This window comes from Paenibacillus pasadenensis DSM 19293 (genome assembly GCF_000422485.1).
Taxonomy (GTDB): domain Bacteria; phylum Bacillota; class Bacilli; order Paenibacillales; family Paenibacillaceae; genus Paenibacillus_O; species Paenibacillus_O pasadenensis.
The window spans coordinates 45,606-59,554 of the sequence record NZ_KE383849.1; the positions used below are offsets into that span (position 1 = coordinate 45,606).

Consider the following 13,949-nt stretch of genomic DNA (forward strand, 5'->3'; position numbering starts at 1 on the left):
CGGCTGGTTGCGACCAACCAAGGCACTCTCGACTCCCTCATCCGCCGGACCGATGCCGATCTAAAAAAAAGCATAGAACCGTCAGGACAGAGCTTCTGCCTTAGCGCGCCGCGTCCAGCGCATCCAGCACCTCGTCCGCGCTGGCGAATTCGCCCTGCACGATGCGCTCGATGCGGCCGTCGGGCCCGATGATGAACGAGGCCGGCAGCGCCCGTACGCGGAACGCGCCCGCCGACTCGCCGGCAGCGTCGGAAGCGAGCGGCAGCGCGATGCCGCTCGCCTCGGCGAACTCCGTCATCGTAGCGCGGCTGTCGCCGACGTTGACGACAAGCACCGCGCCGCTCCCCTGCGGCCGCTCCGCCAGCTTGGCCGCAGCCAAGTCGATGCGCGGCAGCTCGCGCTTGCAAGGCTCGCACCATGTCGCCCAAAAATGGACGAGCACCGGCTCCCCCCGAAAGTCGGCGAGCCGCAGCCGCGTTCCGGTCCCCGGCAGCGCCGCCTCGATCGCCGGGGCCGGCTCGCCGACCGCGATCCGCCCGTCGGACGCTCGCGGAGCGCCGCCGAGCAGCAGCCAGCCGATAGCTGCGGCCGTTCCCGCCAAGACGAGCAAGCTCAGCCAGGCTGCCGCCCGCCTGCGCCTTGGCCGACGGACAGAACCGTCCGCCCCTCCGTCGTCTTCACGCCCGACAATCGGGCCACCGCCCTCTCCTTCGCCGCCTTCACGCCCGGCGTTCGGGCCACCGCCCTCTCCTTCGCCGCCTGCCGGCCCGGCGCCCGTGCGGTCGCGATACTCCTCCGACGAAGCGCTCACGTCTGCCCCCGCTCTGCCGCGCCGCCCGCCTGGCGGCTGTCGGTGAAGGCCGCGTGCAGGCCGCCGCTGCCGTATTGCCGCAGCAGCTCCGCGACGGAGCCCTGGCGCACCGCCGAGCCCTCGCGCATGAACACGACCTCGTCCGCGCTCGCCTCGGCGACCGGGAGCTGATGCGTGGAGTACAGCACCGAGTGGCCTTCCGAGCGCAGCTTGCGCACAAGCTCCACGAACGAGTCCATCCAGTACGGATCGAGCCCGTTCGTCGGCTCGTCGAGCACGAGCAGCGGCGGCTTGGCCAGCATCGCCTGGGCGAACAGCAGCCGCTGCCGCATCCCTTTGGAGAAGGCCGTCACCTTGCGGTCCCGCATGTCCGCGAGGCCGACCTCCACCAGCGCCTCTTCGGTGCGGCTTTTCGGCAGCCCGCGCAGCGACGCCCAGAACTGCAGCGTCTCCCATGCGGTCAGGCCGCGCGCGAACGTATAGTCGTCGGGCATGTAGCCGAGCTTGTCCGCATAAGCGCGCCGGTCCTGCTGCCAGCGCAATCCGTCCACCTCCACATGGCCGGACGTCGGCTGCAGCAGCCCCATGACGAGCCGCAGCAGCGTGCTTTTGCCTGCGCCGTTGCCGCCGCACAGCGCCAGCACGCGGCCCGCTCCGAGCTCCAGCGAGATGTCCCGCACGAGCGTCTGGCTTTTGATCGTTTTGCCGACCTGCTCGACGCGCAGCAGCGGCTTCGTTGCGTCAGCCATGACGCCGCCCCCTTTCCCAAGCCCAGACGGCGATGCCGCCGGCTCCAGCGATCCAGGCGAGGCAGATGCCCGCGAACAGCAGCGGCCCCCAGCCTCCCGCCATCACCTCGACCCAGCGGTAATAGTCCGGTCCGAGGATCGAGCCGCCGCCGAGCCGGACGACGACGAACAGCCGCACCAGCTCCGCCGGATTGAGCAGCGTCAGCGCGGTCAGCGCCGGCTTGATCCATAGATACGGCAAGTAGCCCAGCGAGGCGATAAGCAGCGTCGGCCAGCCGATGACGGTGAAGAACCAGAAGGCGACCGCATACGTCAGCGCCTGCCAGCGATTCGCCGCCACGGTGCCGATCAGCAGCGCGACGGCCAGGTACAGCAGCACGAGCAGCAGCGAGAAGACGAGGAACAGCAGCAGCGTCCGCAGGTCGAAGCCCCCGCCCGCAAGCGCGCCCGCGACTCCGCTGGCGCCGAAGGCGAAGGCGACGATCGCGCCAAGCACGAGCGACAGGCCGGCATATTTGCCGAAGACGAAGCTGGAGGTGCGCAGCGGATAGACCGCGAGCAGCTGCCAGCTGCCCTCTTCCTTTTCCGCCGTGAGCGAAAAGCTGCCGATGAGCAGCGTCATGAGCGGCAGCAGGTACAGGATCAGGCTGAGCATCGAGCCGGTCGTGCTCGTGTAGCCGCCGCCGGGGCTTTGCGCCCCGATCAGCAGCAGCAGCAGCGAGAAGATCGTGAACAGCACGAGGAACGAATAGGACCACGGGTTGCGGAAGCCGAGCTTGATCTCCCTGCGGGCGACATGGACCGCGTTCATCGCCTAGTGGCCGGAGCCCGCATTGGATGCGTTCTCGCTCATGTCCATGCCGCCTTCATGACCTGCGTTCTCGCTCATGTCCATGCCGTCGCCATGGCTCTCGCCCGCGTCGCCGTCGTGGGAATGCCCTTCGCCCATCATCATGTCCTTGTTCTGCTCCCAGCTGTGGCTGGCGAGCTCGGCCGCCGTCAGCAGCTGCCCTTTGCCCTGCTCCTGGGCGAACGCCTCGGCCGATGCCTTGTCCTTAAAGCTGACGACCCCGTACGCCATCGGCGTCTTCAGATCCTTGTCATAGACGTAATACGCGTCGGCGTATGCGATCCATTCCTTGTCGTTGTAGTCGCGAACGTACTCGCCGCCGATTTTCGCCGCGGCGTTTTTCGCTTTCCAGTCGTTCATGCAGCCGATATCGTCGAACTTGAACGTTTTGCCCTCCGTCGTCGTCAGCTGCGTCGCGAAGGCGTCGTCCTTGACGGTCATGTTGCAGATCGCGCATTTGTCGACGGACTCGTCGATCGGCACCGGACCGTAGTCCTTGGAGCCGCAGGCCGCCAGCAGCAGCAGCGTCAGGAGCGCCGCCAGCGGCAGCGTCCGGCTCAGGCATCGCTTTGTTGTCATCGTTTCCTTACCCCCAATAAAATGATGGTCGACGCCGCCAGCAGCAGCGCCGCTCCGGCCGTGGCGGTCGCCCCGCTCGCCGCAGGCTCGGCCGCGGAGTCCGCGGCGCCGGCGAGGGCCGGCTGCTCCATGAGCGGAGCGCGGTCGCGGGTCCAGTCCGCGGAATCGGCCGCCATGAGGCCCTCGAGAAACTTCATGCCCGGCGACTGAAAGAACAGCTGGAACGCCGGCGTATCCTTCGTCAGCCGCTGGAAAAACGGATTCATCGGATAGGCCAGATCGCTCTTGCCGTCCCCGTTCGGGTCCAGGCCCTGGAACGCGTCCCAGTAGTTGCCCTCGATCCGGTTGCCCGCGCTGCCGTCGGCCATCGTCTCGATGACGTTGGAGACGAAGCGGTTGCCGGCCAGCTCGTTGTCCGCCGAGTCGAGTAGCTGGATGCCGACGAAGTTGTAGGAGACGTCGTTGCCCATCCATACGTTGTTCGCGGAGCGCTCGATGTAGAGGCCGACGCGGTTGCCGACCAGCTCGTTGCCGGTCACCTGCATGTCCTCGACCTCGTAGAACAGCATGCCCTGCGAGTTGACGCTCCCCTTCTGCAGCTTGAAGGCGTTGCCCGCGATCGTCCCGCCGCGCGACACCATCGCCATGATGCCGGTCACGTTATGCGAGCCGCGATTGCCCTCCACCTCGGTGTTCCTGGTGTACATCAGATGCACGCCATAGCGGGAAAAGTCCACGACATTGCCGCGGACGGCCGTATTGTTGCTGCCCTCCAGGTAGATGCCGTCGAACATGCTGCTGACGCGGTTGTTCTCGATCGTATTGCCATGCGACCGGTACAAGTCGATGCCGTTGCGCCGCTCCGAGGCGCGGGCGGAACGGCCGAGCAGCTCCGGCGTCGCCTCGACGGCATTGTTCCGGATGACCGAGCCGTCGGATTCCTGCAGCTGGATGCCGATCGTCCTCGTCACGATGCGCAGCCCCTCCACGCGGACGCCGTCGCCCTCGACGAGCACGGCCGCCGCCTCGCCGCCGCTGTCCTTGACGATTGACAGGCCGGAGATGGAGGCGAAGTCCGCGCGGACGGCGACCGCAGGCTTGTCCGCCGCTCCGCTATGGAGCGTGACGCCTTCGCCCTGCACGACGAGCGGCTTGTCGACGACGAGCTCCCCGTCATAATCGCCCGCCGGCAGCACGACCGTGCTTCCATGCGGCGCCTCGTCGATCAGCTTCTGCAGCGCTCCCGCTTCGGCCTGGGCGGCCTCCGATGCCGGGATCGGCCCTGCCGCGCCTGCGCCGACCGCGAGGACGGCGGCCAGCGCCAGGCGATACGCGATTTTGCCGATCATCCTCTCCTCCTTTCCGTCGATGCGCGTCCTTGGCGCCTGACTCCAGCATAATCGTCCGCGGGCGGCGCGGCATGACCCGTTGGAGCTATCCCCTGTGAAGAAATCCCGAACGAAAGCCGCGGCGGCGAAGAGCGCTTCTAGCCGTCCATCAGCTGCATCGACAGGATCGCCTTGGCGGCTACGCCTCCGGGATCCGACAGCTCGATCTCGAGCCTGGCGTTTTTGCGGCTCAGCTCCAGCACGGCCGGCTCCAGCACGAGCTCGGCGTCGATCGCCACCGGACGGAAGAAATACGTCGTCACGCTCTCGACCATATGGTCGCCTCGACCGCTCTCGCGGACCATGCGCCGCGCCGCCTGCAGCATGAGCGTCGAGAGCACGCCTTCGGACACAGTGCCCGGCATGCCGGACATCTGGGCGGCGGCGACGCCGGCGTAGCGGAAGCCCTTGGCGCTGCCGTCCGGCTTGAAGCCGGCCAGGATCAGCTCGTCGAACGTCTCGCCGGATTCGCCCTGGCGGCCGGTGATGCGCATCGCCTCCTGCACCTCCTGGCGCGTGATGACGCCGAGCAGCCGCCGGTGGCGGTCGACGACCGGCAGCAGGTCGATGCCCTCGGCGGCCATCGTATGCGCGGCCGACGTCACCGTGATGTTGGGCGCGGCGGTGATCGGATGACGCGTCATGAGCCGCTCCACGGGCGCGTCCGGCTCGGAGCCGGCAGCGTCCTTGGCGGTCATCATGCCGCTCACGCGGCCGCGCTCGTCGAGCACGGGGAAGCGGAAGCTGCCGGTCAGTCCCGCCAGCCGGTGGAAGTCGGCCGCCGTATCGCCGTGCTTCAGCACGTCGGCGGGACGGGCGAAGCTCATGATGTCCTCGATGAGCACGATTTTCTGCTTGATGAGGCGGTCGTACATGGCGCGGTTGATCATCGAGGCGACCGTGAACGTATCATGCCGCGAGACGATGATCGGCAGCCCGCGCTCGTCCGCAAGCCGCTTGGCCTCGTCGCTCGTATCGAAGCCGCCGGTGATGAGCACGCCCGCCCCTTGCTCGAGCGCGAGCCGGTGCGCCTCCTCGCGGTTGCCGACGATGAGCAGGCTGTCTTCATTAATATAGCGAAGCATCGCATCGAGCTCCATCGCGCCGATGACGAACTTGTGCAGCGTCCGCTGCAGGCCGCCGGAGCCGCCGAGCAGCTGGCCCTCGACGATGTCGGCAACGTCTCCGAACGTCAGTCCTTCGAGCGAGCCCCGCCGGGAGCGGTGCACGCGGACGGTGCCGATCCTTTTTTTGGTGGCGACGACGCCGAGCTCCTCGGCCTCCTTGATCGCCTTGTATGCCGTGCCTTCGCTGACGTCGAGCTCGCGGGCGATGCCGCGCACGGAGATGCGCGTGCCCGGCTCCAGCGCCTCGATGTGCCGGATCAGCTGCTCGTGCTTGGTCATCGTCTCGAGCGACGACGGGGGATGGTTATCGGGTGGCATGAGAGGTCCTTCCGCCTTTCCTTTCGCTGACGCTTCTTTTGTTCCCTTGATTATAACGAATCGGGCGGGCGCTGTCTTTTGCGCTCGCCTGCCGCTGGCGATATTCGCGAAGACCCGCTTCGACATCGTACATGCAAAGGCTCTAAAAATGCTTTGACAAGTCAATCGATATGCACTAAGATCCCTCGTGTAAGCATTCATTACATAGGGGGTTGTTTTGGCATGGGGAAGAAGACAAAGAACTACCGTCGATTGTTAGGTGTTCCTGCCCTCGCTTCAATGCTTCTGGGAGGCGCCCTGCCGGCTTATGCCCTGAATGACAACGGAATGTTCGAAGAAGCGGCAACAACGACAGCTGCCCTGAACAGACTGAAGGCCGTCGTCGAAGAAGCGAAGAAGCTGCAGCTGAACGATTACCCGGCCGAGTATGCGGCGCAAGTCAAGCATGCCCTCTCGAAGGTAAGCAACCTCACTCCGAACAGCCCTGTTTTCAACATCGACCAGACCCGGCTTCAGCTGCGGGTCGCGATCGACACGCTCACGATCGACCTGCAAAAAGCAACGATCTCCGACATCCAGGCGATGGTCAAATCCGGCAAGCTCTCTTACGAAAAACTATTCCAAATGTATTTTTCTCGAATCGATCTGTACAACACCCATACCGTTCAACTCAATGCCGTATCGAGCCTGAATCCCAATGCGCTGAAGCTGGCGGCAGCCGCAGATGCGGCCGTGAAGGCCGATCCGTCCAAAGCAGCCGGCATGTTCGGCATCCCTGTACTCATAAAGGACAATATCGGAACCGATGACGCGGACGGCATGCCGACGACGGCAGGCTCGATTGCTCTCGCCAACAACTTCGTCGCCGACGACTCCTATGTCGCGGCGCAGCTGAAGAAATCCGGCGCGATCATCCTCGGCAAGACGAACCTGTCGGAGTTCGCCAACTTCATTACCCGCGGCATGAAGAACGGCTATTCGACGCTCAATGGACAAGTTCTCAATCCTTACTTGCCCGGAGTGCTCGATGTGTCCGGCTCTTCATCCGGCTCGGGCTCGGCCGGCGCCGCCGCGCTGTCCGCCATAACGATCGGCACGGAAACATCCGGCTCCATCCTCTCCCCGTCGATGCGGAATTCCCTGGTCGGCTTGAAGCCGACGGTAGGACTCGTCAGCCGCAGCGGCATCATCCCGCTGGCCCACAGCCAGGATACAGCCGGCCCCATGGGGCGCAATGTCGCTGATGTAGCGTCCTTGCTCACCGCAATTCAAGGCTATGACGCAAGCGATATTCCGATCAACATGGGCGTAGACAACGAAATTGTCGTCGACGAATCGTACCTGGCTCCCCGCATGGAAGACTATACGGCCTACCTGAAAAAGGACGGGCTTAAAGGCAAAGTGCTCGGCGTATACAGCATTCCCAATCAGGAGACTCAGCCTGATCTGTACAAGGCGTTCACCGAGGTGATCAAGACGCTGCAAGCGCAGGGAGCCTCCATCGTGTATGGCGCCAACGGCGCCGGCATGAGCAGCGAGCTGCCGGCGGCTCCGGCATCGAAGGTGCTTTACTACGACTTCAAGCAGGATATCGAACATTACTTGAGCTCGCAGAAAAACCCGATTGTGGCGAGCGACAAGCAAACCGTCATCAAAAGCCTCCAGGATGTCATCGACTACAACAAGAAAAACCTAAGCGTCCTGAAATACGGCCAGAGCATCCTGGAGGAGTCGGTCGCCTATGACATGACGCCTGGATCCGCCGATTATGCAAGCTACGAAAAGGATCGGGCGGCCGATATCGCCTACTCCCGCAAAAACGGCATCAACTATTTGCTTGACAAATACAAGCTGGACGCTCTTATCGGCTTGAACGGCGCCACGACCGGCATCGCCGCCAAAGCCGGTTATCCAAGCATCACCTTGCCGGCCTCTTACCGCACGGCGGAAGGCAGCAACGGGGAGCCGGTCAACCTGCAAATTACCGGCGACGCTTTTACAGAAGAGCAGCTCATTCAGATGGGATATGCCTTCGAGCAAGCGACTCACGCGCGGATCGCGCCGGGCATGGCGGTCAAAACCCGCCTGAAGCAGCTCCTCGACGATGCGGCCGCGAACGGCGTGAGCGGCGATGCCTACGATGCCGCTGCCGCTGCCTACAGCAGCAACTTCGCCACGCAAAAAGAAGTCGATGAAGCAGGAAACGCCCTGTATCTGAAGCTTTATCAATCGTGGTGGGCAGGATTCCTGCACATCTAGGTCCGTTGCTGCGCCAGATCCTTGGATCGGCGCAGGTTCTTTTTTCGGGGGCGATCTCATCATCGCGGCAGTCGCTCGTCGGCATGGAGGACGGGATGCTGGCCGTCTGCGTCATCAAGAAGCACGAGTCGGCTCGGGAGCGCGGCTGACGCGCACTTGAACGCAAAGAAGCGGACCGCCAGCAAAAACTGGCGGTCCGCTTCGATTCAAAATCATTCCGCCGGCTTGGCGTCTCTTCTTCTCCGCCGCCGCGCAGCTGCTGCGGCGAGCAGGAACAGCAGCGCGGCGGCTCCGACGGCTCCGACGGCAACCGCCGACAGCCTGCCTTCCGGCTGCGCCTGCGCCGACGCGGCCTCGCCGGCCGCGGCATGCCCCGCATGGCCGGCAACCGCATCCGCGCCCGCGTTCGCATCGGCCCCTGCATCCGCATCCACTCCGGCGGCTCCGCCTGCATCCGCTCCCGCAGCGGCTTCCGCAGCGGCTTCCGCCCCGGCCTCAGCCGCGCTGAAATCCAGCACATGCAGCGCGAGCTTCCGCGAATCCGCCGCATCGGGCTTCGTCCAGGAGCGGACAAGGACCTGCCCCTCCCATTGAGCGGGATCGGAGGAAGCCCCCATCACTCTCGGATGCTCGTAGAGCCGGTAGGACTGATCCCCGATCTGAACGTCATACCCATCCCGCTCCTCTTCGACGACGACCCGCTCGACGATCCCGGCAGGGCCGCTCTCGTAGCCCGCCTGCTCCGGCAGCGTCCCTTCGGAGAGAGGCTCCTGCAGCCTCTCGGACACGAACGCGGCGAACTGCTCTCTCGTCAGCTCGTCGTCCGGCCGGAGCTTCCCGGACGGCTCCAGCGTCAGCTCGCCGCCGAAAAACGCCCGGTTCACATCCCCATAGTCCGCATTCCCATCGAGCGATCCGATCAAGCCGGCCGACAGCGCGGACCGAGCCGCCTGCTCCGCCGTCGCGCCCGCTTCGGCCTGTCGATGGAACTCCGCCGCCCAGTAGGCGAGCTCCGAGCGCTTCAGCTTGTCCAGCGGCCTGAATGTCGTCTCATCATGGGAGTAGGCGATGATGCCCATCCCCGTCAGCAGCACGATCTCCTCCTGGGCGGGGGACAAGGAGATGTCCGCATACGCGTTCGCGCTGGTCACGACATGGGCGGCCGCCCGGAACGGATCGAGGGCCGCGGATGCCAGCAGCAGCATCGCCGCCAGCACGATTGTTCTTCCTCCCTTGCCCATCCGGAGCATCGCGAGCACGCTCCTTACAGCTCGCCTTCGGCGAGCCACGGAAGGAAGCCGTCGAGGAACCGCTCCGTCGCCGGCATGAAGTACGAGCCGTAATGGAATTCCGGGTCCAGGCTGGTGACGACCCATGTTCCCGCCGTGCTGCTCTTGTCGACGTAGAGGATCGCCCCGCCGTCCTCCGTCTCGACGAGCGGCACGACGTCTCCTTGCGGCCAGAACACGCCGTGGTAATGCCAGGTCGCATCCTGCAGCGTGATGTAGTTGTACAGGTCATGCCCGGGATTGCGCTGCTCGATTCCGCTCTTGGCGTTTTTGTCGAGCCACCACCAGAAGTTCGTCGGCCGGTCCTCCCAGTTCTGATTCGGCACGATCTGCTCGGCGTCGTTCGGCCAGAATACGACCACCGTTCCTCCTTGAGCCGCAAAGCTGTCCAGCAGCGGCTTCAGCTTCATCAGCAGGCCCGTGTGCAGCCTCGACGGAAGCAGCACGACATCGAAGCCCGCCAGCGACTCCGGCCCCATGTCGGGGACATAGACGATATCGGCGATGTATTTGCGGTATTTCGGCTCGTTCCAGGCGCGGTTCTGATAGGACAATCCGGAATATAAAGCGGCGATTTTTCTCATCGGGACGGCACTCCTTCTTGCAGCTGCTTGTATTCTTGCTCGATCCACGCCTCGACCCGCTCGCCGATCAGGCTCGTCGAGTCTCCGTCGCGATAGCCGAGCAGGTTGTAGCCGGAGCTGACCATGAGCGTTCCCTTCGTGCTGCTGCGGTCGATATACAGCGTCGGCTCGCCGTCCGGCAGCGTGAGCAGCACCTCGGCGCCTTCCGGGACCGGATGATGGCCGCGCGCGAAAAAGCCGGCCACTCCCTTTTTGTACGTCAGCTCGCTCGGGTCGACGCCCTCGAAGATCGGATGCTCCTTGGCGACGGTAATATGATAGTCCAGGTGGCTGTGGATCGTGCGCGGGATGAAGTCCGAGCCTCCCGGAAGCCAAGGACGGAACAATTGGCCGCCGAACAGGACGACCTTGCCTTGATCCAGAAAGTTCTCGATGACCGCTTTATGCTTGAGCAGAAACTCCTGATCGCTCGACCCGTTGATGACGAGGCAGGCGTAGGCGTCGAGCGAGGCATGCGGCAGCTCGTACATGTCGATGTAGCTGTAGCCGGTACTGCCCAGCACCTCTCCCATGACGCCTACCTTGATGTCCAATACGGCGATTTCGTGTTTTTCCACTTCCGTCTCTCCCTTGCGCTAATCGTTTTTTGCGACGACGACGATTCTTCCTTCCGCCTGCTGCAGATAGGCTTGCTCGCCTGCTCCGGGCAGGCGCCTCAGCTCCGCATAAGGCAGCTCGAAGCCCTTCAGCTCCTCCAGCGCTTTGTCCGGGACGGCGAAGCCGTTGTAGAAGCCGGCCTCCAGCATGAGCTGCGCGTCGCCGCGTTCATTTTGCAGCAGCTGTCCGATCAGGATGACGTTCGCTCCTTCCTGCTCGTAGACGGCATAGAGATGATCCGCGCGAAAATAGTAGGACAGCCCGCTGCGTTCGTTCAGCCAGCCCGCCGCCAGCTCCAGCGAGCCGTCCAGCGGAGACTCGGCCAGCCATTCGCGCCACGACTCCGCCACCGTTCCCGCATCCGCCAGCAAGGCGGCCTTCAGCGGCTCCTCGACTTCGCTCACCCAGTCGATATCCAGATAGTTCGCGATTTCTTCCAGGCCGAGCTCGCCGACGCTGTCCAGAAACGGCTGCCGCAGCGCGAGATTGCTCTCGATCATCGCGAGCAGCTCCTGGCGGCTCTGCAGCGACTGGCGCGTCAGCCCGACCTGCAGATAGCTCCGGTACAGCTCGTCCAGCCGATTGAGCTCGAGCTCGATCTGCCGCTGCAGCAGCCAGCGGCTGCCCAGGAGGTCCGTGACCGATCCCGCGCCGCGAAGCAGCTCCAGCGACAGGTCCAGCCCCCGATCCTGATAAAAAAGCAGCTTGGGCACGGCGGCTTCGCGGTTTTCCAAAAACGTCTTCCGCCTCGCGTCCAGCTCGGGCTCGAGCTTCGCGATTTCCCTTCTCGCCGTCTCCAGATCCTCGCGCAGCTTGTCCGTCGTGGACTCGTCGTAGACGACGGCCAGATACTCGGCGAACGCTCCCGTAAGATGGGCGTAAGCCGCCGTTCCGACGAGCAGGCTCGCCAGCACGGCGAGCACCGGCAGCAGTCCGGCCCTGCGGCGCCTTCCTGCTTGGCGAGGCTGCGGCGCGCTGCCGCTACGCATCGCGGATCCTCTTGCGCACGGCGGCATAGGAGGCGGCCGCGGCGAGGATCGGACCCGCCAGCGCCACCAGCAACGCAAGGACGACGATCGCCGGGCCGTCCAGGGAGAGGATCTCGCCGTACGCCTCCGTCAGCCGCCGCTTGACGGCCAGCCCGAGCGCGCTCAGAACGAGCGCGGCTCCGGCCCCGCCTGCCAGGCCGACGACCGCTCCCTCCAGCAGGAACTGCCCCCTGACATGGCCGGCGCGAGCTCCGAGCAGCAGCTTGAGCCGGATTTCCTTGCTGCGCTGATAGAGAGCGAGCCGGATCGCCAGGAACACGATCATGAACGCGAGAGCGAGCAGGAACGCCAACACCGCGAGGCCCGCCGACTGCAGCAGTCCCGACCAGTAGACGAGCTGCTGCGCGAGCTCCTGCGGGTAGACGACCTGCTGGATGCCGTCCATCCGCGACAGCTCCTGCGCCGCGAATTCCATGTCCTCGGCCTCCTTCAGGACGAGCACGACCGCGTCCGGCAAGGCTCCGTCGCGGAACGCCTCCAGCAGATAAGGCTTGCCGGCGAAAAAGGACTGCAGCTGCTCCAGCAGCTGCTCTCCCGTCTGCAGCGAGGCCGAAGCGACAAACGGCTGCTCCGCCAAAATGTCCGCCACCCGCGCGGAATCGATGCCTTCCTCCACATAAACCTTGATCTCGAGCTGGGCATGCAAGTAGTGCGATACCCCGGCCAGTCCGGCGCGCGCCATCAGCAGCAAGCCCATGACGAGCAAGGCTGCGAGGATGAGCGCCGCGGAGGCCGCCGAAGCTCCGGCGTTCCGCCTGACGCCTTTCCAGGCTTCTTTAACGTAATAATTCGCGATATTCATGCTTTCGGACCTTTCCCTCGTCGATCTCCCATGCCGTCGCCGGGAACGCGTCGAGCAGCTCCCGGGAGTGGGTCACGACGAGCATCGCCATCCCCGTCTCCCGCTGCAGCTCCCTCAGCAGTCCCAATACGCCGCTCGCCGTCTGCGCGTCGAGATTGCCGGTCGGCTCGTCGGCGAGCAGCAGCTCCGGCTTGCCGATCAGCGCCCGCACGATGGCGACGCGCTGCTGCTCTCCGCCCGACAATTGCGCCGGATAATCCCGCTCCCGGCCGTCCAGTCCGACCCGCTTCAGCAGCGTCGGAATCTCCTGGCGAAGCGGCCCGGACGCCATCCCGCGAACTTCCCCGGCCATCGCGATGTTCTCGAAGACGGTCTTGTCCTCCAGCAGCTCATAGGACTGGAAGACGACGCCGATCCGTCTGCGCAGCTCATGCCTCGGATAATCCCGCAGCGGCCTCCCCGCCACCTCGAGGCTTCCCTCGAATTCGACCAGCTCCCGATAAAGCAAGCTCAAAAGCGTGCTTTTGCCCGAGCCGGACCGGCCGATCAAATAAGCGAATTCTCCGCGTTCCAGCCGCAAGGCGACGTCCTCGAGAACGGTGCGGCCGCCATAGCGCACGCGCAGCCCTTCGGCCGCGATCATCGCTGCCGCCGTCATGGGTGAAACTCCCGCAGCGCCTGGACGAGCCGGAGCGTGAACGGATGCGCCGGCTGCTCAATGACCTGCGCCGGCGTGCCGCTCTCGACGATCTCCCCGTCGCTGAGCACGAGCAGCCGGTCGCAGAACCGGTAGGCCAGCGCCAGATCATGCGTGATGAGCATCGTCGCGGTGCCGCTGTCGCGGCGAAGCCGATCCATCAGCGCCAGCAGCTCGAGCCGGAGCGACGAGTCGAGCATCGAGGTCGGCTCGTCGGCGATGACGAGCCGCGGCGGATCGACGAAAGCGCGAGCGAGCCCGACGCGCTGCCGCTCTCCTCCGGACAGCTCATGCGGATAACGGGCCATATACCGCTCGGGAGGAAGCGAGACATTCGCAAGCGCCGTGCGCACCGCCTGCTCCAGCCCTGCCCGGTTCCCGCGATATTTCTTGCGGATCCGCAGCGGCTCCGCGACCAGGTCGGCGATGCGCATGCGGGGAGACAGCGACTCGTACGGATCCTGGAAGATCATCTCGATCCCGCTGGCCGCCTGGCGCCGTCTGGCGCCGCGCAGCCGGCCGATGGACTGGCCGGAATAAAGGATCTCTCCCCCGTCCGGCCGCTCCAAGCCGGCGACGAGCCGGCCGATCGTGCTTTTGCCCGCGCCGCTCAAGCCGACGATGCCGACGGTCTCGGTCGGCTGCACCTGGAAGTCTACGCCTCGCAGAACCTCCTTGCCCGCCGAGCTGAAGGCGGACGCCTCGTACTGCTTGCGCAAGCCCTTGACCGCGAGCAGCGGCTCTGTCGGAGGGCTTTCCGCCCGATTCGTTGAATGGCTCATCCGTTCCT

The 13,949-nt window shown here is 64.9% G+C and carries 15 protein-coding genes; 1 reads left to right on the forward strand and 14 read right to left on the reverse strand.

Annotated features, from left to right (window positions below):
* Window positions 1-100: 100 nt before the first annotated feature.
* The 7 genes from H582_RS32415 to H582_RS0114555 form a co-directional block, all read right to left on the reverse strand.
* Window positions 101-610: a TlpA family protein disulfide reductase gene (locus tag H582_RS32415; protein WP_052333283.1), complete on the reverse strand. Its 510-nt coding sequence runs from the start codon at window positions 608-610 to the stop codon at window positions 101-103.
* A gap of 2 nt (window positions 611-612) precedes the next feature.
* Window positions 613-741 (reverse strand): hypothetical protein, encoded by a 129-nt coding sequence (locus H582_RS33140; RefSeq protein WP_276203377.1) that lies wholly within the window; start codon window positions 739-741, stop codon window positions 613-615.
* A gap of 66 nt (window positions 742-807) precedes the next feature.
* Window positions 808-1,560, reverse strand: coding sequence for a heme ABC exporter ATP-binding protein CcmA (gene ccmA, locus H582_RS27720; protein ID WP_052333284.1), 753 nt, complete (start codon window positions 1,558-1,560; stop codon window positions 808-810).
* Window positions 1,553-2,371: an ABC transporter permease gene (locus H582_RS0114540; protein WP_028599101.1), complete on the reverse strand. Its 819-nt coding sequence runs from the start codon at window positions 2,369-2,371 to the stop codon at window positions 1,553-1,555. Before H582_RS0114540 ends, ccmA begins: the two co-directional genes overlap by 8 nt.
* Before the next feature lie 3 nt (window positions 2,372-2,374).
* Entirely contained in the window at window positions 2,375-2,989 is a 615-nt protein-coding gene (locus H582_RS27725; protein ID WP_052333285.1) for a nitrous oxide reductase accessory protein NosL, read from the reverse strand.
* Entirely contained in the window at window positions 2,986-4,338 is a 1,353-nt protein-coding gene (locus H582_RS0114550) for a right-handed parallel beta-helix repeat-containing protein (protein WP_052333286.1), read from the reverse strand. Before H582_RS0114550 ends, H582_RS27725 begins: the two co-directional genes overlap by 4 nt.
* Window positions 4,339-4,475: 137 nt before the next feature.
* Entirely contained in the window at window positions 4,476-5,822 is a 1,347-nt protein-coding gene (locus H582_RS0114555) for a DRTGG domain-containing protein (RefSeq protein WP_052333287.1), read from the reverse strand.
* Between the two features lie 78 nt (window positions 5,823-5,900).
* Here H582_RS0114555 and H582_RS27730 point away from each other — a divergent pair, with 78 nt between their 5' ends.
* Window positions 5,901-8,081, forward strand: a complete 2,181-nt coding sequence (locus H582_RS27730; protein WP_127464502.1) for an amidase family protein — start codon at window positions 5,901-5,903, stop codon at window positions 8,079-8,081.
* Between the two features lie 212 nt (window positions 8,082-8,293).
* Here H582_RS27730 and H582_RS27735 read toward each other — a convergent pair whose 3' ends face one another.
* Genes H582_RS27735 through H582_RS27745 form a run of 7 tightly spaced genes read right to left on the reverse strand, consistent with a single transcriptional unit; the run spans window position 8,294 to window position 13,941 of the window.
* Window positions 8,294-9,331, reverse strand: a complete 1,038-nt coding sequence (locus tag H582_RS27735) for a hypothetical protein (protein WP_052333289.1) — start codon at window positions 9,329-9,331, stop codon at window positions 8,294-8,296.
* A gap of 14 nt (window positions 9,332-9,345) precedes the next feature.
* Window positions 9,346-9,954, reverse strand: coding sequence for a hypothetical protein (locus H582_RS0114575; RefSeq protein WP_028599104.1), 609 nt, complete (start codon window positions 9,952-9,954; stop codon window positions 9,346-9,348).
* Complete coding sequence (locus H582_RS27740) at window positions 9,951-10,571, reverse strand: hypothetical protein (protein WP_052333290.1); 621 nt, start codon at window positions 10,569-10,571, stop codon at window positions 9,951-9,953. The genes H582_RS0114575 and H582_RS27740 overlap by 4 nt, the downstream gene beginning before the upstream one ends.
* An 18-nt stretch (window positions 10,572-10,589) precedes the next feature.
* Window positions 10,590-11,600, reverse strand: coding sequence for a hypothetical protein (locus H582_RS0114585; protein WP_052333291.1), 1,011 nt, complete (start codon window positions 11,598-11,600; stop codon window positions 10,590-10,592).
* Window positions 11,593-12,462 (reverse strand): cell division protein FtsX, encoded by an 870-nt coding sequence (locus H582_RS0114590; RefSeq protein WP_028599106.1) that lies wholly within the window; start codon window positions 12,460-12,462, stop codon window positions 11,593-11,595. The genes H582_RS0114585 and H582_RS0114590 overlap by 8 nt, the downstream gene beginning before the upstream one ends.
* Entirely contained in the window at window positions 12,437-13,120 is a 684-nt protein-coding gene (locus H582_RS0114595; RefSeq protein WP_240479025.1) for a cell division ATP-binding protein FtsE, read from the reverse strand. The genes H582_RS0114590 and H582_RS0114595 overlap by 26 nt, the downstream gene beginning before the upstream one ends.
* On the reverse strand, window positions 13,117-13,941 hold the full coding sequence (locus tag H582_RS27745) for an ABC transporter ATP-binding protein (RefSeq protein ID WP_052333292.1): 825 nt from the start codon (window positions 13,939-13,941) through the stop codon (window positions 13,117-13,119). Before H582_RS27745 ends, H582_RS0114595 begins: the two co-directional genes overlap by 4 nt.
* Window positions 13,942-13,949 lie beyond the last annotated feature (8 nt).

What these genes read in the sequence shown, in the direction of transcription:
- H582_RS0114590 (WP_028599106.1), bottom strand. Translation starts at nt 12,462, where the DNA reads ATGAATATCGCGAATTATTACGTTAAAGAAGCCTGGAAAGGCGTCAGG.
- H582_RS0114555 (WP_052333287.1), bottom strand. Translation starts at nt 5,822, where the DNA reads ATGCCACCCGATAACCATCCCCCGTCGTCGCTCGAGACGATGACCAAG.
- H582_RS0114550 (WP_052333286.1), bottom strand. Translation starts at nt 4,338, where the DNA reads ATGATCGGCAAAATCGCGTATCGCCTGGCGCTGGCCGCCGTCCTCGCG.
- H582_RS27735 (WP_052333289.1), bottom strand. Translation starts at nt 9,331, where the DNA reads ATGCTCCGGATGGGCAAGGGAGGAAGAACAATCGTGCTGGCGGCGATG.
- H582_RS0114585 (WP_052333291.1), bottom strand. Translation starts at nt 11,600, where the DNA reads ATGCGTAGCGGCAGCGCGCCGCAGCCTCGCCAAGCAGGAAGGCGCCGC.
- H582_RS0114575 (WP_028599104.1), bottom strand. Translation starts at nt 9,954, where the DNA reads ATGAGAAAAATCGCCGCTTTATATTCCGGATTGTCCTATCAGAACCGC.
- ccmA (WP_052333284.1), bottom strand. Translation starts at nt 1,560, where the DNA reads ATGGCTGACGCAACGAAGCCGCTGCTGCGCGTCGAGCAGGTCGGCAAA.
- H582_RS0114540 (WP_028599101.1), bottom strand. Translation starts at nt 2,371, where the DNA reads ATGAACGCGGTCCATGTCGCCCGCAGGGAGATCAAGCTCGGCTTCCGC.
- H582_RS0114595 (WP_240479025.1), bottom strand. Translation starts at nt 13,120, where the DNA reads ATGACGGCGGCAGCGATGATCGCGGCCGAAGGGCTGCGCGTGCGCTAT.
- H582_RS27725 (WP_052333285.1), bottom strand. Translation starts at nt 2,989, where the DNA reads ATGACAACAAAGCGATGCCTGAGCCGGACGCTGCCGCTGGCGGCGCTC.
- H582_RS27745 (WP_052333292.1), bottom strand. Translation starts at nt 13,941, where the DNA reads ATGAGCCATTCAACGAATCGGGCGGAAAGCCCTCCGACAGAGCCGCTG.